At 62.3% G+C, this 19315-nt stretch carries 18 protein-coding genes; 11 read left to right on the top strand and 7 right to left on the bottom strand.

The window, feature by feature from the left end; genetic code table 11:
* Positions 1-57: 57 nt before the first annotated feature.
* From IVB22_RS08000 to IVB22_RS07985, 4 genes are all read right to left on the bottom strand, one after another.
* On the bottom strand, positions 58-1146 hold the full coding sequence (locus IVB22_RS08000) for a TRAP transporter substrate-binding protein (RefSeq protein WP_247516747.1): 1089 nt from the start codon (positions 1144-1146) through the stop codon (positions 58-60).
* A 162-nt stretch (positions 1147-1308) separates the two neighbouring features.
* A complete protein-coding gene (locus tag IVB22_RS07995; RefSeq protein ID WP_247516746.1) occupies positions 1309-2397 on the bottom strand; it encodes a TRAP transporter substrate-binding protein in 1089 nt (362 codons plus the stop codon).
* A gap of 182 nt (positions 2398-2579) precedes the next feature.
* The gene (locus IVB22_RS07990) at positions 2580-3725 is read right to left on the bottom strand and encodes an Mrp/NBP35 family ATP-binding protein (RefSeq protein WP_247516745.1); all 1146 of its coding nucleotides are present in this window, start codon (positions 3723-3725) and stop codon (positions 2580-2582) included.
* Between the two features lie 176 nt (positions 3726-3901).
* Positions 3902-4339 carry a VOC family protein gene (locus IVB22_RS07985; RefSeq protein ID WP_247516744.1) on the bottom strand — a complete coding sequence of 146 codons (438 nt, stop codon included), beginning with the start codon at positions 4337-4339 and terminating at the stop codon, positions 3902-3904.
* 172 nt (positions 4340-4511) lie between these two features.
* Between IVB22_RS07985 and IVB22_RS07980 the strand changes: the two genes are divergently transcribed.
* The 4 genes from IVB22_RS07980 to IVB22_RS07965 all read left to right on the top strand — a co-directional run bounded on the left by IVB22_RS07980 (position 4512) and on the right by IVB22_RS07965 (position 8029).
* Entirely contained in the window at positions 4512-5384 is an 873-nt protein-coding gene (locus tag IVB22_RS07980) for an NAD(P)-dependent oxidoreductase (protein WP_247516743.1), read from the top strand.
* 200 nt (positions 5385-5584) lie between these two features.
* Positions 5585-7189 (top strand): HAMP domain-containing sensor histidine kinase, encoded by a 1605-nt coding sequence (locus IVB22_RS07975; RefSeq protein ID WP_247516742.1) that lies wholly within the window; start codon positions 5585-5587, stop codon positions 7187-7189.
* A gap of 56 nt (positions 7190-7245) precedes the next feature.
* Entirely contained in the window at positions 7246-7449 is a 204-nt protein-coding gene (locus IVB22_RS07970; RefSeq protein WP_247516741.1) for a DUF1289 domain-containing protein, read from the top strand.
* A 28-nt stretch (positions 7450-7477) separates the two neighbouring features.
* Positions 7478-8029: a TIGR02281 family clan AA aspartic protease gene (locus IVB22_RS07965; RefSeq protein ID WP_247516740.1), complete on the top strand. Its 552-nt coding sequence runs from the start codon at positions 7478-7480 to the stop codon at positions 8027-8029.
* 82 nt (positions 8030-8111) lie between these two features.
* Here IVB22_RS07965 and IVB22_RS07960 read toward each other — a convergent pair whose 3' ends face one another.
* Positions 8112-9170 (bottom strand): class I SAM-dependent methyltransferase, encoded by a 1059-nt coding sequence (locus IVB22_RS07960; RefSeq protein WP_247516739.1) that lies wholly within the window; start codon positions 9168-9170, stop codon positions 8112-8114.
* A gap of 185 nt (positions 9171-9355) precedes the next feature.
* Positions 9356-9838, bottom strand: coding sequence for a MarR family winged helix-turn-helix transcriptional regulator (locus IVB22_RS07955; protein ID WP_247516738.1), 483 nt, complete (start codon positions 9836-9838; stop codon positions 9356-9358).
* 173 nt (positions 9839-10011) lie between these two features.
* Here IVB22_RS07955 and IVB22_RS07950 point away from each other — a divergent pair, with 173 nt between their 5' ends.
* The 6 genes from IVB22_RS07950 to IVB22_RS07925 all read left to right on the top strand — a co-directional run bounded on the left by IVB22_RS07950 (position 10012) and on the right by IVB22_RS07925 (position 16340).
* Positions 10012-10530 (top strand): flavin reductase family protein, encoded by a 519-nt coding sequence (locus IVB22_RS07950; protein ID WP_161855370.1) that lies wholly within the window; start codon positions 10012-10014, stop codon positions 10528-10530.
* A 74-nt stretch (positions 10531-10604) separates the two neighbouring features.
* Positions 10605-11837 (top strand): acyl-CoA dehydrogenase family protein, encoded by a 1233-nt coding sequence (locus tag IVB22_RS07945; protein WP_247516737.1) that lies wholly within the window; start codon positions 10605-10607, stop codon positions 11835-11837.
* Positions 11838-11877: 40 nt separating this feature from the next.
* Positions 11878-12894 carry an amidohydrolase family protein gene (locus IVB22_RS07940; RefSeq protein WP_247516736.1) on the top strand — a complete coding sequence of 339 codons (1017 nt, stop codon included), beginning with the start codon at positions 11878-11880 and terminating at the stop codon, positions 12892-12894.
* 44 nt (positions 12895-12938) lie between these two features.
* Positions 12939-14315 (top strand): MFS transporter, encoded by a 1377-nt coding sequence (locus IVB22_RS07935; RefSeq protein WP_247516735.1) that lies wholly within the window; start codon positions 12939-12941, stop codon positions 14313-14315.
* A gap of 38 nt (positions 14316-14353) precedes the next feature.
* Positions 14354-15430, top strand: a complete 1077-nt coding sequence (locus IVB22_RS07930) for a maleylacetate reductase (protein WP_247516734.1) — start codon at positions 14354-14356, stop codon at positions 15428-15430.
* Between the two features lie 13 nt (positions 15431-15443).
* Entirely contained in the window at positions 15444-16340 is an 897-nt protein-coding gene (locus IVB22_RS07925; RefSeq protein ID WP_247516733.1) for an intradiol ring-cleavage dioxygenase, read from the top strand.
* A 4-nt stretch (positions 16341-16344) separates the two neighbouring features.
* On the opposite strand, the gene dusA is transcribed toward IVB22_RS07925, so the two are convergent.
* Entirely contained in the window at positions 16345-17340 is a 996-nt protein-coding gene (gene dusA / locus IVB22_RS07920; protein WP_247516732.1) for a tRNA dihydrouridine(20/20a) synthase DusA, read from the bottom strand.
* Between the two features lie 796 nt (positions 17341-18136).
* Here dusA and IVB22_RS07915 point away from each other — a divergent pair.
* The gene (locus IVB22_RS07915) at positions 18137-19015 is read left to right on the top strand and encodes a tripartite tricarboxylate transporter substrate binding protein (protein WP_247516731.1); all 879 of its coding nucleotides are present in this window, start codon (positions 18137-18139) and stop codon (positions 19013-19015) included.
* The last annotated feature ends 300 nt before the right edge of the window (positions 19016-19315 follow it).

The raw sequence follows: 19315 nt of genomic DNA, 5'->3' as shown, positions 1-19315 counted from the left end.
AAAACCCCGGAGCTTTCGCTCCGGGGTTTTTTCTTTGTCGAGGGAGTTGCGAGGCGATCAACCCTGCGGATTGCGCGCCATAAAGCTGTCGTAACCCAGCTCCGCGACCTGGAACCACTGGTATCCATTGGATGTGAAAGCGTTCATCGATTCCAGCACTTTCTTGAAGTTCGGATTGGCCGCCGAGGTCTCGGCATACAATTCCTTTGTCGCCTTGAGGCTGGCCTGCATGATCGCCGGGGAAAAAGCATGGAGCTTGGTACCGCCGGCGAGCAATTTTTTCATCGCCGGCGGGTTGCCCTGATCGTATTTGGCCATCATCCAGCTATTGGCGGCCTGGCCCGCCTGCTCGATGACGCTTTGATAGTATTTCGGCAGCGAATTCCACTTATCCAAATTAACGAGCCCGAGCAGCATCGGGCCGCCTTCCCACCAGCCGGGATAGTAATAATGCGGCGCGACCTTGTAGAAGCCGAGCTTCTCGTCGTCATAGGGCCCTACCCATTCCGCCGCATCGATCGTGCCCTTTTCAAGCGCGGGATAGATGTCGCCGCCGGCGAGCTGCTGCGGCACGACGCCGAGTTTCTGCATCACGCGGCCGGCAAAGCCGCCGATGCGCATCTTGAGCCCCTTCAGATCGTCGACCGTGTTGATCTCCTTGCGGAACCAGCCGCCCATCTGGCAGCCGGTGTTGCCGGCCAGAAACGACGTGACGTTGTAGCTCTTGTAGAACTGGTTGAGCAGATCTCTGCCGCCGCCCAGCATGTACCAAGCCTGGTTAATGCGCTGGTTGGGCCCGAACGGCACCGCCGTGCCGAACGCAAATGTCGGATCTTTGCCGAAGTAATAGTAGGAGGCCGTATGTCCCATCTCGACGGTGCCGTTCTGCACGGCATCGAGGACCTGCAGCCCCGGCACGATTTCGCCGCCGGCAAAAGCCTGAACTTGAAACTTGTTGTCGGTGGCTTCGGCAACGAGCTTGACCATGTGCTCGACGCCGCCCCACAGCGTGTCGAGTGATTTTGGCCAGCTCGCCGCCAAACGCCATTTGAGTTCCGGCATCGACTGCGCGATGGCGGGAGCCGCCAAGGTTGCCGCGCCCGCGGCGCCAATGCCGGCAACTTTAAGAAAATCTCTTCTTTTCATTGAATCCATCCCTGTTGGTTGCGTGTGTCAGCCTTCTTGGCGAGGCCTTCGCAGCCAGCATGGAACATCCGGTTCCCGATTTCCATCCCGAACTATACGGGCAAACGAAAAAGCCCGGCCTTCTTGCGAAGGTCGGGCTTCCTTCTACGACTTAAGGCCTAATCAGCCGCGGGTACGCGAGCGGATCATGAAGCTGTCATAGGTGTATTCGGCAACCTGCCACCACAGATACTGGTCGGAGCGGTAAGCCTGCATCGCGTCAATCGACTTCTTGAAGTCGGCGTTCTTGCCGGAGATCTCGGCCCACAATTCGTTGGTGGCCTTCAGGCAGGCTTCCAGCACTTCATTGGTGAAGGGACGAAGCTGCGTGCCGCCGGCGACCAGACGCTTCAGCGCAGTCGGATTCTGCATGTCGTAACGCGCATTCATCCAGCTATTGGCGTTGGCGCAGGCATTGGTCAGGATCGCCTGGTAGTTCTTCGGCAACGCGTTCCACTTCTCGAGATTGCAGAAGGAGTGAACCGTCGGGCCGCCTTCCCAGAAACCCGGGTAATAGTAGTACTTCGCGACCTTGGCGAAGCCGAGCTTTTCGTCGTCGTAGGGACCGACCCACTCGGCCGCGTCAATGGTGCCCTTTTCGAGCGCGGGATAGATGTCGCCGCCGGCGAGCTGCTGCGGCACCACGCCGACCTTCTGCAGCACCTGACCGGCAATGCCGCCGATGCGCATCTTGAGGCCCGACAGGTCGGCAACCGTTTTGATCTCCTTGCGGAACCAGCCGCCCATCTGGGTGCCGGTGTTGCCGGTGGGGAAACCGATCACGCCGAACTTCTTGAAGAACTCGTTGCCGAGTGCCTCACCGCCGCCCTGATACCACCACGAGTTATTCTGACGGGCATTGAGGCCGAACGGGACCGAGGCGTAGATCGCAAAGGTCGGGTCCTTGCCGACGTAATAATAGGAGACGGTGTGGCACATCTCGACGGTGCCGTTGGAGGTGGCATCGAGCGCCTGCAGACCCGGTGCGAGTTCGCCGGCCGCGAACACCTGAATCTGGAACTTGTTATCGGTCATTTCGGCGACGTATTTCGACACCTGCTCAGCGCCGCCATAGATGGTGTCGAGCGATTTCGGAAAGCTCGACGTCAGGCGCCATTTGATCTCAGGCGCGGATTGCGCGATCGCCGGCGAGGCAACGGCTGTCGCGGCAGCACCGGCCGCTGAAACCTTCAAAAAATCACGACGCTTCATTCAAGTCTCCTTAAGACGGGGCGTTTCCCATATTCCTCGAGCATGTCCTCCGGCGGGCGAATTCCACGTCATCCGGGGCGCTCTGGCGGGGGCGCTTTAACACGGAAGTTCGCTAACGAAAACGCGACAAAGGCATGACTGCACTGATTAAACCAAAGTCTTAGGAGGGATGGATAAGGGCCTCAGGCCGCGGCGATGACGTCCTGAAGCTGGTCGCGAACCTTGGTCCCGATGGCGCGGTAAATCGCGGCATGTGGACCGTCCGGCTCGCTCGCCACCACCGGGTTACCGTCGTCGGAGGTGGTCCTGATCGACATGTGCAGCGGGATCTCGCCCAGGAACGGGACACCCAGCCGCTCCGCTTCATGCCGCGCACCGCCATGACCGAAAATGTCCGAGCGCGTGCCGCACTCGGGGCACTGGAAGTAGCTCATGTTCTCGACGATGCCGAGCACCGGCACGTTGACCTTCTTGAACATCGCGAGCCCTCGCCGCGCGTCGATCAGCGAGAGATCCTGCGGGGTCGAGATGATCACCGCTCCCTTCAGCGGCACATTCTGCGCCAGCGTCAATTGCGCATCGCCGGTGCCGGGCGGCATGTCGACGACCAGAATGTCGAGCGTGCCCCACGCCACGTCACGCAGCATCTGGGTGATCGCCGACATCACCATCGGCCCGCGCCAGATCATCGCGGTGTCTTCCTCGACCAGGAAGCCGATCGACATGATGGCAAGGCCGAAACGCGGAATCGGAATCATCTTCCGGTTGTCATCGAGTTGCGGCTTCTCATTGATGCCGGTCAGCCGCGGCACCGACGGGCCGTAAATGTCGGCATCGAGCAGGCCGACGCGCAGGCCGAGGTCGCGCAGACCCAGCGCCAGATTGAGCGCGGTGGTCGACTTGCCGACGCCGCCCTTGCCCGAGGCCACCGCGATGACGGCGGCAACGCCCGGGATTTCCGCCTGTTTCGACATCGGCGACGCCGCGCCTTGCGGCGGACGGTGCGCGGAAGCCGGTTGCACGCCGGGAGAATGTGAATGCGCATGCCGATGCGGCGCAGGCGCGGGTGGCGGAGAGCCGGGCTTGCGCTCGGCCGTCAGCGCGATCATCGCAGCAGTGACACCGGGGATCGCGCGCACGGCGGCTTCGGCCTGCGCACGCACGCTTTCCCAGGCGCGAGCTTCCGTGGCATCGACGTTGATGGAGAAGAACACCTTGCCGTCGGTGACCGAGATCTCCGACAGCACGTTGGCATTGATCAGGGGCACGCCACGCGGCGACGCCACCCGGCTGAGACAATCGAGAACCTGTTGCTGCGTAACGCTCACTCGCGCATCTCCTGAAGCCCTTTCGGTTCTGATTGAGAACCGGGCTCTACTCTCTTGTATTGACGCGCTTTCTTGACGCGACCCGATCCGCCTCGGAGCAAATCCGAAAAGCGGGGCCTCGTTGCAAAACGCCATGCCAGTCCGACGCGACCCATAGAGCGGTTCAGCGCAAAAGGCTACCTCGCTCCGACGTCGTCCCGCCGCTCGGCCGGCGCCGCGATACCCTGCTCCTTGGCAGCCTCGTAGTTCAACTCGATCATGACGCCGTTGGGGTCATTGACGAAGATCTGCCAGAGGTCGCCGCCCGGCACCTGCCGGGAGTCGTATGCCATGCCCTTCTGTTCCAGCCGCCGCTTCACGCCGTCAAAGCCGTAGCTCGCAAACGCGACATGGTGGACGACGCCGGAATCGGGCTTCTGGGGTTCCTCGGTCCTGGAGATATCGACGAGGTGCACCACCGCCTTGCCCTCGCTGTACATCCAGGCGCCGGGGAAGGCGAAGTTCGGCCGGGCGCCCTTTTCCAGGCCCAGAACGTCTTCATAGAACCGGACCGTGTCGGCAAGGTTGCGGGTCCGGATGTTGAAATGGTCGAGCACGCCCACGCTGACGCCCATGCGATGTCACTCCCTTTTTTGTAAGGTTCTTGAGGCTTCTATCCTAGCACAAATCCTGGCTTGCCCGCCAAACGAAGGCGTTGCCCTCCCCTGCGCAGTGGGTATGGTGCGGCTCCCTCCAAAACAACGTCCGGCCCGTCCAAGGTCGCCGGCGAACTCTAAGGTATTGCATATGGCTAAAGTCGCTTTTCTCGGTCTCGGCGTAATGGGTTTCCCCATGGCAGGACATCTGGTGAAAAAAGGCGGCCACGAGGTGACCGTGTACAACCGGACCGGCGCCAAGGCGAAGGATTGGGCGGACAAGTTCGGCGGGCGCTCCGCGCCGACGCCGAAGGCCGCGGCCGAGGGCCAGGACTTCGTGATGTGCTGCGTCGGCAACGACAATGATCTGCGCGCGGTCACGATCGGCACTGATGGCGCCTTCGCCGGCATGAAAAAGGGCGCCGTATTCGTCGACCACACTACCGCCTCCGCCGAGGTTGCCCGCGAGCTTGACGCCGCCGCCGCCAAGGCCGGCTTCAAGTTCATCGACGCGCCGGTGTCCGGCGGCCAGGCGGGTGCGGAAAACGGCGTCCTCACCGTGATGTGCGGCGGCAAGGAAGATGCCTATGCCGCGGCCGAGCCGATCATCGCCGGCGCTTACGCGCGGATGTGCAAACTGCTCGGGCCCGCCGGCGCCGGCCAGCTCACCAAGATGGTCAACCAGATCTGCATCGCAGGCCTGGTCCAGGGACTGTCCGAGGGCCTTCATTTCGCAAAGAAGTCGGGACTCGACGTTGCGGCCGTGGTCGAAACCATCTCCAAGGGCGCGGCGCAGTCGTGGCAGATGGAGAACCGCTACAAGGCCATGAACGAGGGCAAGTTCGATTTCGGCTTTGCGGTCGAATGGATGCGCAAGGACCTCTCGATCTGCATCGCCGAGGCCCGCCGCAATGGCGCCAACCTGCCGGTGACCGCCCTCGTCGATCAGTTCTACGCCGAGGTCGAGAAGATGGGCGGCAAGCGCTGGGATACGTCGAGCCTGATGGCCCGGCTGGAGCGGTGAGTTAAAAAAGCCGGTTAAGATCGCAGAACGGGCCCCGCTTCTTGTCTTGTTAGAAGCGGGGTTCCATCTGCCCGACAGGTTAATTTTAACTTCCCGTTAACGATTATTTTTAGCTCTTTAAGTCATCGCTTAATGATTTAGGGCCACAGATAGACAATGCAAAAGCCCGCGCGGTTCGTGGGCAGGATTTGTGTTGTTCGATGAGTAACCCCGCAGAAAAGCCTGAGGTTGTCCAGCTTCCGGCAGAAGCGCCGGTCACAGCGCCGGTCAACACCCGGCGCGTGGCGGCGCAGCGGGTGCGCGAGGCGCGGGACCGGTTAACGTCATCAAGCGGCACCCGCCCGGCGTTCGATACCGAACTGCTTCGGCAATACGCCCAGACCCGGGTATCAGCCTCCTTTGTCGTCATGCTGCTGGTGGTTGCGACCGGCGTGCTGTTCGGCCTCTGGAAGGCCGCCGTGCCGGCCGCGGTCTGGACCGCGGGCATGCTCTGCATCCATGCCGTCATCATTCGCAATTGCAGGCGCTTCCTCGGCGAGCAGCCCACGCTCGCCGCGACGCGCAAATGGCAAACCCGGTTCGTGCTGCTCGACCTGCTCTACGGCCTGTGCTGGACGGCGATCCTGCTGCATCCGGCCGGCGTCGACGTCGTCTCGAACACGATGATGATGTTCCTGATGCTGCTGGTGATCGCGGTGTCGAGCATGCTGGCGGCGCCCCTCCCCATTGCGGCGATGGCGGCGACCGCGCCGGTGACGGCGGCGATCGCGCTCAATTTGGTGATGGGCAGGACTTTCGACAATTACGCGCTCGCGCTGCTTGCGGTCGCCGCCGAAGCCTATTTCGCCCTGCTCGCCCATCAACTGCATTCGACGACGCTGGCGACGCTCGAAGCGCGCGCCGAAAAGGACGCGCTGATCGGCGAGCTCGAACAGGCCAAGGCGATCTCGGACGAAGCGCGGCACCGCGCCGAATCCGCCAACGTCGCCAAGTCGCGCTTTCTGGCGCAGATGAGCCATGAGCTGCGAACGCCGCTCAACGCGATCCTCGGCTTCTCCGAGGTGATGAAGAGCGAAATTTTCGGCGCGCATGCGGTGCCGGTGTACAAGGAATATTCCGCCGACATCCACAATTCGGGCGTTCACCTGCTCAACCTCATCAACGAGATTCTCGATCTGTCGCGGATCGAGGCCGGCCGCTACGAACTGAACGAAGAAGCGGTGTCGCTGGTTCACGTCGTTGCCGACTGCCACCATCTGTTGAAGCTGCGCGCGACCAGCCGCGGCATCACCATCCACGAGGTGTTCGAGCACGGCATGCCCAGGATCTGGGGCGACGAACGCGCCACGCGCCAGATCGTGCTCAATTTGTTGTCCAACTCGATCAAGTTCACACCGCAGGGCGGCGATATCTGGCTCAAGGTCGGCTGGACCGCTTCCGGCGGGCAATATCTCAGCGTCAAGGACACCGGCTCCGGCATTGCCGAGGATGAAATCCCGATCGTGCTGGCTTCCTTCGGCCAGGGCTCCAACTCGATCAAGTCGGCCGAACAGGGCGCGGGGCTGGGCCTTCCGATCGCAAAGAGCCTGATCGACATGCATGGCGGCACCTTCACGCTGAAATCGAAATTGCGCATCGGCACCGAAGTCATCGTCACCTTCCCGCCGGAGCGCGTGATGAGCGCGCTGGCGCCGATGGCCGAGGAGGCCCCGCCCCTGCAGCCGGACCCCACCGTCACAGCGATCGCCGACGACAAGCGGCGGGCGCGTCACAAACCGATCATGAGTGCAGGAACCGGCTTGTGACCGGGTTGTAGCTGGAGCGCTTGCGCAAGGGACGCAAACCATTTCACTATCGCTAAATGAGCAAAGAAACACCGTGTATCGCAGTCTGTATGATGGACCCCAAAACCAAACTCTGCTTCGGCTGCGGACGAACGTTGCCGGAGATCGCGCGCTGGCACCGCATGGAGACAGCGGAGCGATTGGCCGTGATGGAAGGGCTCGCTGCGCGCATGGCGGAGGCCGGCCTCGTGCAGATGCCGCCGCGCACCGAGCACGGCTGATCACCGAACGAACCGACGGAGGCGCGCTGTGATCCGCATCATGCTCGTTCTGGCGATGCTCGCCGCCACTGCCGGCGCCGTCGTCGCCTACGGCGATCCGGACCAGATCGCGCGCGCCAGCAACTCGGTGACGAAAATGCTGCGACAACGCAGTCTGGAGCCGGCACCCGCCGTGCAGATCGCGCGCGGCAAGGCCGGCGAATTCGCGCTGCATGCCAAGATCAACGGCGTCAAGGCGCCGATGGTGATCGACACCGGCGCGACTTCGGTGGTGCTGACCTGGGAGACGGCGAAGGCGATCGGCCTGCCGATCGAGATGCTCGAATACAATGTCGACGTCGAAACCGTCGGCGGCCACACCAAGGCGGCGCGGCTGACGCTCGATCGCCTCGCGGTAGGTCAGCTCGTCGAGAAATCGGTCCCGGCGCTGGTCGTACCGCGCGGGCAGATGAAGACCAACCTGCTCGGCATGAGCTTTCTGGATCGCCTGGAAAGCTGGGGCGTGCAAGCCGACAAAGTGATGCTGCACGGTTATCCCGACGTCGCAGGCCGGAGCAAGCGCCGCACGGCGGCGAACTAGAGCATCGTCGGTTCTGATCGAATCAGAACCGACAATGCTCTAGATTCTTATCTTGACGCGTTTTCTTCGTTGCTCGGATCGGTCAACGCACTTCGAAGATCATGTTGAACGGCGTCTCGGTCGCGCGGCGGAAGCGCTTGAAGCCCGCTTCAGTCGCCACCTGACGCAATCTGCTTTCACCCGCCTGGGCTCCGAGCCCCAAGCCCACTTCCTGAGAGAGTGATGCCGGCGTACAAATAAATGTCGAGGCGTGATAGAAGATGCATCCGACCGGGTTGAGATTGTCCTTGAGATTGTCATGAGCAAACGGCTCGACGATCAGCCACGACCCATCCTTGGCCAGCGTCTCCTTGACATGCTTGCCTGCACCCACGGGGTCGCCCATGTCATGCAGGCAATCAAAGAACGCCACCAGATCATAGTCTTTCGCCGGAAAATCCTTGGCACTGGCCTGCGCGAACGTGATGCGGTCCCCAACTCCCGCTTCCTGCGCCAGGACCTTCGCGCGTTCAATTGAAGGCTTGTGGTAATCGAACCCGAAGAACTCTGAATTGGGATAGGCCTGCGCCATCACAATCGTAGAGGCGCCGTGGCCGCATCCGACATCGGCCACCCTGGCGCCAGCTTTCAGTTTCGCTTCGACGCCTTCGAGCGTCGGAATCCAGTTCGAAACCAGATTGGCGTTATAGCCCGGCCTGAAGAAGCGTTCGGTGCCGGAGAAAAGACACTTCGAATGCTCGTGCCAACCAACGCCTTTCCCGGTTCGAAACGCTTCGGCGACTTTGGGTTCATCGAGATAGGTGGACTGCACGACATCGAATGCACCGGCAAAGAAAGCTGGCGACCCCTCTTCGGCGAACGCCATGGCTTGCTCCGCCGAGAGTGAGAACGCATTTTTTTCCGGGTGGTAGTCGATGTATCCAGAGGCAGCCTGCCCGGACAGCCATTCGCGCACATAACGCTCGTGCAGACCGGTCTTCTTGGCAAGCTCGGACGGAGTGAGCATAGCACCATCCGCCATCGCCTTGTAGAGCCCGAGGCGATCGCCGAGCAGTATGCTTGCGCCGCCCAGTGAGATGCCGAGGTCGCCGACCAGCTTTCCTACGAGTGCGTTCAACTTTTCAAGGTTTGGTTCACGCATTGCAGCTTCCTCCACTCTTTGAGAACAGCCCCAGCGTTAGTTAAACAAGCGTAGGACGATCGGCGGATTACAAGTGTGAAGGGGTTCACGGTTCCGCGAGTGGCAACGCGCTTCTCGGCAAGCGGCTTCGTCGAACGCCAGCCTTGCCTAGAAGCTTGACGTCTCCGCGAGCGTCCGCGGAGACGTCAGCCTTTTGACTTTGCCGCCTTGCGCGCCTTGTTCGCTTCCTCGATTTCAGGTTCGAGCGCCTTCAGGCTCTCATAGATCTCTGCCAGAATTGTCTTCAGGTCCGAAATGTTCTTCGACGGGAAATCGCGCACCGCAACCTCCTCGAAGCGGATGGCGATCGGGATCAACTCTTCGACCAGCGTCCGCCCCTTCGGCGTGAGGTTGATCGCAACGGTGCGGCCGTTGTCCTTCAGCCGTGCGCGCGTGACGAGGCCACGCCGTTTCATCTCCCCGACTAGCCGCGACAATGTCGATATCTCGATCGTCGTCATCGCAGCGAGATCGCCGAGCCGCTGGTCGCCGGTTTCCCAAAGCGCGGCCATCACGCGGTACATCGGCAGGGTCACGCCGTAGCCGGCAATGCGCCTGGAAAACAGCTCGCCCATCTGCACGCCGACGCGGTTGAGCAAATAGGGAAAGGAATTTGTCAGCCTGTACAAAGTCTTGCGTCCTGCCTTGGTGCAACTTTTGCAATCCTCCAATAGCCGGACACCGATTGCTTTTCAAGGCAATTGTTGCATTTGAAAATTTCTCTTGACCGATATTTGCGAATGCAACTATTGTTCGAGAAAGTTAAGCCGCCGGACAAGAGCGGATTTCAGTGGAGGAAACCATGTCGCTGGATTCGGCATCCGACGAATTGCGAGAAACGTTCAAGCGCGCGTTGCGGCGATTTCCCGCGGCGGTGTCGGTGATCACGTCATCAGACCAGAACCGCCGCCACGGCATGACGGCAACCGCAGTCACGTCGCTGTCGCTCGACCCGCCCTCGCTGATCGTCTGCGTCAACCAGCAAACGCTGCTGCACGACATCATGCTGCTGGCGCGCCGTTTCTGCGTCAACGTGCTGCGCCGTGATCAGGTCACGCTTTCATCCGCCTTCAGTGGCGCGCTCCCGGCCGAAGAACGGTTCGGGCTCGGCGACTGGATGACTTCGGCCGAGGGCGTCACTTACCTCGCCGACGCCCAGATCAACATTTTTTGCAAGAAGGCGGCCGCCGTGCCCTACGGCACGCACACGATTTTCATCGGCGAAGCCGAGACCGTGAACGTGCGCGATCCGATCGAGCCGCTGATCTACCAGGATGCGACCTACTGCTTCTCGGTGCCGCACGACAGCCAGGCTGCGTGAACTGCAGCCGGGCTGCGTGAACCGCGCCTGCCACCTGACCGCCTTTCAACCAATCGAAGACACGGAGCAAACCAATGGTATCAGTCGCCCAGTTGAAGGACGTGCCACCCGCGCCGGCGCCTCGCCCTGATATTGCCGAGTTGCGCAGCCGCGTGGCGCAGATCGCGCCGCAGATCAAGGCGCGCGCCCACACCACGGAAAAGGCCGGCCGCATTCCGGAAGAGAACATCATCGCCCTGCGCAACATCGGCTATTTTGACATCGTCAAGCCGGCAATGTTCGGCGGCTACGAGCACGATTTCGACGTGCTGGTCGAACTGAACATCGAGCTTGCGAAAAGCTGCGCCTCGACGGCATGGGTCGGCGGCCTGCTCGCGGCCCATCAATGGCTGATCGCGGGATTCCCGGAGGCGGCGCAGCGCGACGTTTGGGACAGCAATACCGACGCGGTGGCCTGCGGCTCCTACGCACCGGCCACCAAGGCGATCGAGGTTGACGGCGGCTATCGCCTCACCGGGCGCTGGTCGTTCGCCAGCGGCTGCGACAACGCGCAATGGTCGCTGTGTGCGGCGCTGTTGCCGTCGAAGACCGAGAGCGGCCAGTTTGCGCCGGCCTTCCTGCTGGTCCCCGCCTCCGACTACGTCATCGACGACACCTGGAATGTCGTCGGCCTAAGCGGCACCGGCAGCAAGACGCTGGTGCTGAATGACGTGTTCGTGCCGGCGCACCACCTGCTGTCGTTCGCCGACACCACATCGGGAACGACGCCGGGCGCCGCGCTCTATGCTGCCAACCCCACCTTCTCGATCCCGATGCTGTCGAATATTCCGTCCTGCCTTGCATCGGCCGCCGTTGGCGCCGCCGCAGGCGCGCTGGAGGATTATCTCGCCGTCACCTCCAGACGGATCACCCGCGGCGCGGTGGCCGGCCACAACAACCGCATGGCAGATTTCCCGACCATCCAGTTGCGCGTTGCGGAAGCGACCGCCTCGGTCGATGCGGCGCGCGAAGTGCTGCTACGGGACTTGCGGGATCGTGCGGCGACGATCCGCGACCACAGGCCGGTCTCGATCGATGATCGCATCGTCAGCCGCCGCGGTCAGGCCTTTTCGGTCTCACTGGCCATTCGCGCCACTGAAGCATTGAACGCCTCGACCGGCGGGCTCGGCCTCGACCTTTCCAACCCGGTGCAGCGCGCCTGGCGCGACGCCAATGCCGTCGGCCGCCACATCAGTATGAACTGGGATGCCGTCGGCACCATGTACGGCCAGCTCGCGCTCGGGCTGACCCCGCAAGGTCAATATTAAGGGCCAATACTAATCAACATCAGACATCAGCGAGGACGACATGCAGGGCAAGATCGCACTAGAGGAACATTTCGCCATTCCGGACACGCTGATGGATTCGGCGGGCTTCGTGCCGGACTCCTATTGGCCGGAGCTGAAGGATCGCCTGCTGGATATTCAGGACAAGCGGCTAGCGCAGATGGACCGGCACGGAGTCGAGATGATGATCCTGTCGCTGAACGCACCCGCGGTGCAGGCGATTCCCGATGTCGCCCGCGCCAACGAGATTGCGATCCGGGCCAATGATTTCCTCGCCGAGCAGGTCGCCAAGCGCCCGTCGCGCTTTCAGGCTTTTGCCGCGCTGCCGATGCAGGATCCGGATCTCGCGATCAAGGAACTGGAGCGCTGCATCAACACGCTCGGTTTCCGCGGCGCACTGGTCAATGGCTTCTCGCAGATCGACGGCAAGAAGCCACTCTATTACGACCTGCCGCAATACTGGCCGTTCTGGGCGGCGGTCGAGAAAGCCGGCCTGCCCTTCTACCTGCACCCGCGCAATCCGCTGCCGGAGGATTGCGCGATCTACGAAGGACATCCCTGGCTGATGGGCCCGACCTGGGCGTTCGGACAGGAGACGGCCGTTCATGCGTTGCGCCTGATGGGATCGGGCCTGTTCGATGCCCATCCAAAACTGAAGATCATCCTGGGTCACATGGGCGAAGGTCTGCCTTACAGCATGTGGCGCGTCGACCATCGCAACGGCTGGGTCAAGGCGCCGCCGAAGCACAAGGCGAAGAAGAAGATCTGCGACTACTTCAACGCCAATTTCTTCCTGACCACTTCAGGGAATTTCCGCACGCAAACGCTGATTGATTCCATCCTTGAAATCGGAGCGGACCGCATTCTGTTCTCGGTTGACTGGCCGTTCGAAAATGTCGATCACGCCTCCGACTGGTTCAACAGCGCCAGCATCAGCGAGAACGATCGCCTGAAGATCGGCCGGCGCAACGCCATCGATTTGTTCAAGCTCGACCTCGGCGAAGTCGCCAGGCACGGCATCAATCAAGCCGCGGAATAAGCGGTCTCACAACTTACGAACACCATCTTGGGAGGGGAACGACCATGAGCACGCAGGTAATCGATCTTCACGAGGAACTCGCCGAAGCAAAGGTGGGAAAGTTTCACTGGCGCCTCGGCGCCATGATGGGACTGCTCACGCTGTTTGACGGATATGACACGTTCAATCCGGCTTACGTCATCCATTACGTCGCAAAACCGTGGGGCCTTCAGGCCGGCCAGGCTGGACTACTGATCTCCAGCGGGCTGGTCGGATTCCTGATCGGCGCTGCGATCCACGGTATCATCGCCGATCGGCTCGGCCGCCGCGGCACCCTGCTCGGCGGCCTATGGATCACCAGCATCTTCACGCTGCTGACCGCGACGTCGGCGGATTCGTTTCTGTCGTTCTGCATCCTGCGCATCCTAACCGGCATCGGTCTCGGCGTGCTGCTGCCCTTGGCAACGACGTACATCAACGAACTGGCGCCGCGACGCGTTGCGAACACGTTCGCGCTGTGGGGCGTCGCGCTCGGCTGGGCGCTTGGCGGCACGCTTGCCGGTGTTGCGGGCGTGTTTGCGACGCCGGTGTTCGGCTGGACCTCGCTGTACTGGATCGGCTCACTGTCGTTCCTACTGCTGCCCTTCATGCACGTGATGCTGCCGGAATCACCGAAGTTTCTGGCCTTGCAGGGCCGCGTCGACGAAATCCGCGACATGCTCAGCAAGCTTCGGCCCGAGCGCGCCGCGGTCTACCAATCGGCCGAAATTCCAGTCGGGCAGTCCGAAAAGCCGGTCAATTCGGTGGCGGTACTGCTCCAGTCCAAGTATCGCCGGACCACGTTCGCGATCTGGGCGTCGGCGTTCCTCAGCCTGTTCTGCATCTTCGGCCTGTCGGGCTGGATTCCGACCGTGATGATGCAGCGTGGAGAAACCTTCGCGGCAAGCTTCGGCTTCGGTGCGCTGATGCAGATCATGTCGTTCGTCGGCGGTCTCGCGCTTGGGCATCTGGTCGACAAGTCCGGCAGCAGCCGCGGCCTGATCGCGACCTGGTGGGCGATCGGCGGCGTCGCGGTGCTCTCCCTCGTGGTGTTGAACGATCACATCGTCAACATCACCTCCGTCGCGGCCGCCGGCTTCTTCATCATCGGCGCGCAGTTCGTGCTGAACAACTTTACCGCGGCCTCCTATGAGACCGGCGTGCGCGCCACCGCGGTTGGAATGGAACTTGGGGTCGCGCGCGTCGGCGCCATTCTCGGTCCGTTCGTCGCCGGCGCGCTGCAACAGATCTACCAGAGCCCGACGCCGATGTTCCTGTCGATCGGCGTCTCGGCGATCGCGGCTGGAGGCATCATCCTGCTGGCTCGGCGGCCAGCAGGTGTCCCTGCGAGCGGCCTTGAAGAGACGGCCGGCTTGCGCAAGGTTGCACAGCCCGCCTCCTGAGGCGGGGTGTCGATGCGGAAAGTCCGCAAGGAGCGACCATGCAAGACTTCGTCTATCAGAGCGCGCCGATGCGGGTGGTGTTCGGCACCGGCACGCTGCGCCAACTACCCGACGAGTTGTCCCGCCTCGGCGTCGTCAGCGCCCTCGTGCTGGCCACCCCGCGACAGAAGGAGCTGGTCGCCAGCATCCGCGAGATGATCGGTGAACGCTTCGCCGGCGTCTTCACGGGCGCGGTGATGCACACACCCATCGACGTAACGGAACGGGCGATGGAAACCGTGCGCGATGTGCGGGCCGATTGCATCGTCTCGCTCGGCGGCGGCTCGACCACGGGCCTCGGCAAGGCGATCGCATTGCGCACCGACCTGCCGCAAATCGTGCTGCCGACCAGCTACGCCGGCTCCGAGATGACGCCGGTCGTCGGCCAGACCAGCGGCGGCATCAAGACCACGCAATCGAGTCCGAAAATTCTCCCCGAGATCGTGATCTATGATGTCGACCTTACCATGACGATGCCTCCGGGATTGTCCGCGACATCGGGCATCAACGCCATCGCGCATGCGGTCGAGGCGCTCTACGCGCGAGATCGCAACCCCGTGATATCGCTGATGGCGCAGGAGGGAATCCGCACGCTGGCGCATGCGCTGCCAATAATTTGCGCCCGGCCAGACGATAAGACCGCGCGCACCGAAGCGCTCTATGGCGCCTGGCTCTCTGGCATCTGCCTCGGCGCCGTCGGTATGGCCCTGCATCACAAGCTCTGCCATACGCTGGGCGGGTCGTTCAATCTGCCGCATGCGGAAACCCACACTGTCATCCTCCCGCACGCCCTCGCCTACAACGCGCCTGCCGCGCCCGACGCGATGGCGTGCATCGCCGCCGCGCTCGGCGTAGCCGATCCGGCGCTCGGCCTCCACGATCTGGCGCGAAAGCTTGCAGCACCGGCATCGCTGCGCGAGATCGGCATGCCCGAGAGCGGCATCGATCGGGCCGCCGACCTCGCCGTGAAGAACCCGTACTGGAATCCGCGCCCGATCGAGCGCGAGGTAATCCGCGAATTGATCGCGCGTGCCTGGCGCGGGGACGCTCCACAGACCTTCCCCGCGATTTCCTGAAGAGAACATCACCATGCGCAACTTTGACGAAGCCACCATCACCGACGCCGTCTTGCAGCGCGTCAGCGCCGCAAAGGACAATCGCGTCCGACAGGTCAGCGAGGCGCTCGTGCGTCACCTGCATGCGTTCGTCAGGGAGATCGAACCCACGCAAGCGGAATGGGAGGCCGGCATCGACTTCCTGACCCGTACCGGGCAGATGTGCGACGACAAGCGGCAGGAATTCATCCTGCTGTCCGATACGCTCGGCGTCTCCATGCTGGTCGATGCCATCAACCATCGGACGCCGGAGGGCACGACCGAGACGACCGTGCTCGGACCGTTTTACGTACAGCGCGCGCCCGAGCATCCGCCGGGCGCGGATATCTCCGGCGCCATGGAAGGCGCGCCGCTATTGGTCACCGGCACGGTATCGACGGCTGGCGGCAAGCCGCTCGCCGGCGCCGTGGTGGACGTCTGGCATTCGGACAATGATGGCTATTACGACGTTCAGCAGCTTGATGAAATTGGCGAACTGGCGATGCGCGCGCGGTTTCGCACCGATGAAAACGGCCGGTTCTGGTTCTGGTCAATCAGGCCCGCGGCCTATCCGATCCCCCATGACGGGCCGGTCGGCAAAATGCTCGAGGCGCAGGGCCGTCACCCCTGGCGCCCGGCCCACGTCCATTTCATGATTGCCGCGCCCGGACACCGGACGCTGGTGACGCATGTCTTCGCAGCCGGCGACCCATATCTGGACTCGGATGTCGTCTTCGGCGTCAAGGACAGCCTGATCCGGGAATTCGCCAGCATGCCCGCCGGAACGGCCGTGGATGGCCGCGAGATCGCGCAGCCTTATTATCATCTGAACTATGATTTCGGACTGAAAGCGAATTCGGAAGCGCGCCGTTCCGGAGAGCGCGCCGCCTAGCGCTTCACGCCGCGACCGCCTCCGCCGCGCGATCCTCGACCAGTGCGATCGCATCGCGCAGCACGTCGACGCCGGCGCCCGGCTTGACGCCCTTCTCCGCGAGATGACGGCGGAACGCGCGCGCGCCTGGCACGCCGTGAAACGCGCCGACGAAATGCCGCGTCATCGAATGCAGCCGTGCGCCCTGCGCCAACTGGTCTTCGATGTAGGGAAACATCGCTTCGAAGACGTCCTTCATGGTGGCGTATGGCGCCGCCTCGCCGAACAGCTCCGGATCGACGACAAGCAAACGCCATGGCTCCTGATAGGCCGCCCGCCCCAGCATAACGCCGTCAACGTGGTCGAGATGCCGCGCAGCCTCCGCAACGCTGCCGATGCCGCCATTGATGATGATGGGCATATCCGGAAGTGCGGCCTTGAGCCGGTAGACCCTGTCGTAGTCGAGCGGCGGGATGTCGCGGTTTTCCTTCGGCGACAATCCGTTCAGCCAAGCCTTGCGCGCATGCACGATGAGCGCGTCCGCGCCGGCCGCGACCACGCCGCGCGCCAGCACGTCGAGCGCGACTTCCGGATCCTGGTCATCGATGCCGATCCGGCATTTGATCGTGACGGGAATTTTGACCGCGCGCTTCATGGCCGCAACGCCATCCGCCACCAGCGCCGGCTCTGCCATCAGGCAAGCGCCGAAGCGGCCATCCTTCACCCGGTCGGACGGACAGCCGACATTGAGATTGATTTCGTCGTAACCGAAATCCTCGCCGATCCTGGCCGCAGTGGCGAGATCACCGGGATCGGAACCGCCGAGCTGAAGGGCCACCGGATGCTCGCTTGGATCGAAGCCGAGCAGCCGCCTGCGGTCGCCATGAATGATGGCGCCCGTCGTCAGCATCTCCGTGTAGAGCCGGCTCCGCCGCGTCATCAGACGGTGGAAGACGCGACAATGCCGGTCGGTCCAGTCCATCATGGGCGCCACAGAAAAACGGTGGTCTAAGGCGTTCATATCGCTAATCTTTCTATCCTAGACCGATCCTATAAGGGATTGGACCGACTGGCAAATTCGGCATTTAGCGAGTCTGTTTACCCCGGTTTTTCTAGGGCCATATCCGCTCCGATTGGAAGCCAAATCGCCACATTTTGCATTCTCCAAGCACACATGGTGCACACGAAAACCCGAGTGCACACGCATGACGACCTTCATCTAATTGCATTCCGATCCAGCACGCAGATTGTCGCTGAAAGCATTCTAGCGACACAGCTCGGACCGTTACGCAGGGGCCGTAATCCGCGCGTTATTTTGGACGGGGGCGTAGATGCATCGGTTGGCTTATCTGCAAGATCGCAATCGGTGGGGTCGGAACCGAGCTCGGTTACGCCCTTGGCAAGTTCGGCTCGGAACGAATTCTGGAAGTCGTCGTAGGTCGCGATGCTAGTGCGGATCGCGGCTCTCCAATGAGCGCCGCGGTCCCAGGCTTCCGTAAAGGCAGAAGCGAGATCAGCATGCAGAAGTTCACGCTGAGGGAGCGCGCGAAGCCTGTGAATTCCACCTAGCAGACCCAAAGGACCACGGGCAGGGTTCGAAATTTTACCAGTCATTGACATATTTGCGTCTGGCGAAATATCCTTCGGAATGCTCGGTCGATCCTAGGGCTGACCGACTTTCTTGCTGCAACACCACTCGTCAGAGATCGGAGAACGAAATGCCGTCCCGTATTCTCGCAAGGCTCGCCGTGGTGGCCGTGACGCTCGGCTTGCTCACTGGTGCTGCGACGGCGCAAGAAAAGTGGCCATCGAGGCCCGTGACTGTCATCGTGCCGTTCGCCGCGGGCGGCAACACGGACGTCATGGCGCGCATTTTTGCAGAGCAACTGACGAGGCGGCTCGGCCAGCAGTTCGTCGTCGAGAACAGGCCCGGTGCGGGCGGGGTCAATGGTCTGCACGCAACGACGCGCGCGGCGCCGGACGGCTACACCGTTGCGGTAGCAACCTCCGGTGGAATCGCCATCAATCCGGTACTGATCAAGGACAAGATCCCCTACGACGTCGAGAAAGACTTCACCTACCTCTATGGCATGGCAGCGCAGCCGAACATCTGGCTCGTCAACCCGTCCGTCCCCGCCAACACCATGGCGGAGCTGATCGTCTGGCTGAAGGCGAACCCGGAGACGCCGTATGCGACATCTGGCCCCGGCACGACGCAGCATATCTGCGGCGCGATGCTGGAGGACGCCGCGGGGCTCAAGATGACGGCCGTCACCTACCGCGCATCAAACCTCAGCATCCAGGATCTGATTGGTGGTCAGATCCGGCTCGCCTGCGACAACTTCGCCGTGGCATACGAGCAAGTGAAAGCCGGCAAGCTGCGTGCCGTCTCGATCACGTCGCCTGGGCCCTATCCGCTCGCCAAGGAGATCGAGCCGACAGCCGCGACCCTACCGGGCTTCGAACTGATGCCGGCATTCGGCTGGGTCGGACCCGCCAACATACCGCCCGACATCGTGAAGAAGCTCATTGAAGAGCTGGTCGCGGTCGGCAAGATCCCCGAAGTCCGCACCGCACTCGAAAAGTTTGGTGTACTCCAGACCGAACTGCAAGGTCCGGCCTACGCCGAGGCGCTTGCCAAGGAGCGTGCAGGGTACGCGCGTGTGATCGAGCGCGCCGGGATCAAGGTGCCCTGAGCGCCGAACAACCGCAGCTCTGGTAGCGGGAGGGCGCTACAGCCAGACACCCCACGCCACAGGGGGAACTCGCATGGTAGAGCGACTCGAACCCCGACATCAGCATTCTTCACCCTTACTCTGAACAGAAGCCCCCTACCCCACTGGCGACACGAAGGTAGGTCGGTTCGCTATGCCGACAAACGAGATCAGCTTCTCGGTCGCAGGTGGCTGCACCGCTCTCGTCAATTCGATCGCGTCGAGCCCGGCGTCTGCGTCACGCCTCGGAGCGACTGCTCAGATTTGCCGTCAATGGATTTT

This window comes from Bradyrhizobium sp. 190, from assembly GCF_023073415.1.
Classification (GTDB): domain Bacteria; phylum Pseudomonadota; class Alphaproteobacteria; order Rhizobiales; family Xanthobacteraceae; genus Bradyrhizobium.
This window is presented reverse-complemented; position numbering and strand designations above follow the sequence as displayed.

Coding starts and splice junctions, on each gene's coding strand:
- IVB22_RS08000 (WP_247516747.1), bottom strand. CDS start 1,146: ATGAAAAGAAGAGATTTTCTTAAAGTTGCCGGCATTGGCGCCGCGGGC.
- IVB22_RS07995 (WP_247516746.1), bottom strand. CDS start 2,397: ATGAAGCGTCGTGATTTTTTGAAGGTTTCAGCGGCCGGTGCTGCCGCG.
- IVB22_RS07985 (WP_247516744.1), bottom strand. CDS start 4,339: ATGGGCGTCAGCGTGGGCGTGCTCGACCATTTCAACATCCGGACCCGC.
- IVB22_RS07980 (WP_247516743.1), top strand. CDS start 4,512: ATGGCTAAAGTCGCTTTTCTCGGTCTCGGCGTAATGGGTTTCCCCATG.
- IVB22_RS07975 (WP_247516742.1), top strand. CDS start 5,585: ATGAGTAACCCCGCAGAAAAGCCTGAGGTTGTCCAGCTTCCGGCAGAA.
- IVB22_RS07970 (WP_247516741.1), top strand. CDS start 7,246: ATGAGCAAAGAAACACCGTGTATCGCAGTCTGTATGATGGACCCCAAA.
- IVB22_RS07960 (WP_247516739.1), bottom strand. CDS start 9,170: ATGCGTGAACCAAACCTTGAAAAGTTGAACGCACTCGTAGGAAAGCTG.
- IVB22_RS07950 (WP_161855370.1), top strand. CDS start 10,012: ATGTCGCTGGATTCGGCATCCGACGAATTGCGAGAAACGTTCAAGCGC.
- IVB22_RS07945 (WP_247516737.1), top strand. CDS start 10,605: ATGGTATCAGTCGCCCAGTTGAAGGACGTGCCACCCGCGCCGGCGCCT.
- IVB22_RS07940 (WP_247516736.1), top strand. CDS start 11,878: ATGCAGGGCAAGATCGCACTAGAGGAACATTTCGCCATTCCGGACACG.
- IVB22_RS07935 (WP_247516735.1), top strand. CDS start 12,939: ATGAGCACGCAGGTAATCGATCTTCACGAGGAACTCGCCGAAGCAAAG.
- IVB22_RS07930 (WP_247516734.1), top strand. CDS start 14,354: ATGCAAGACTTCGTCTATCAGAGCGCGCCGATGCGGGTGGTGTTCGGC.
- IVB22_RS07925 (WP_247516733.1), top strand. CDS start 15,444: ATGCGCAACTTTGACGAAGCCACCATCACCGACGCCGTCTTGCAGCGC.
- dusA (WP_247516732.1), bottom strand. CDS start 17,340: ATGAACGCCTTAGACCACCGTTTTTCTGTGGCGCCCATGATGGACTGG.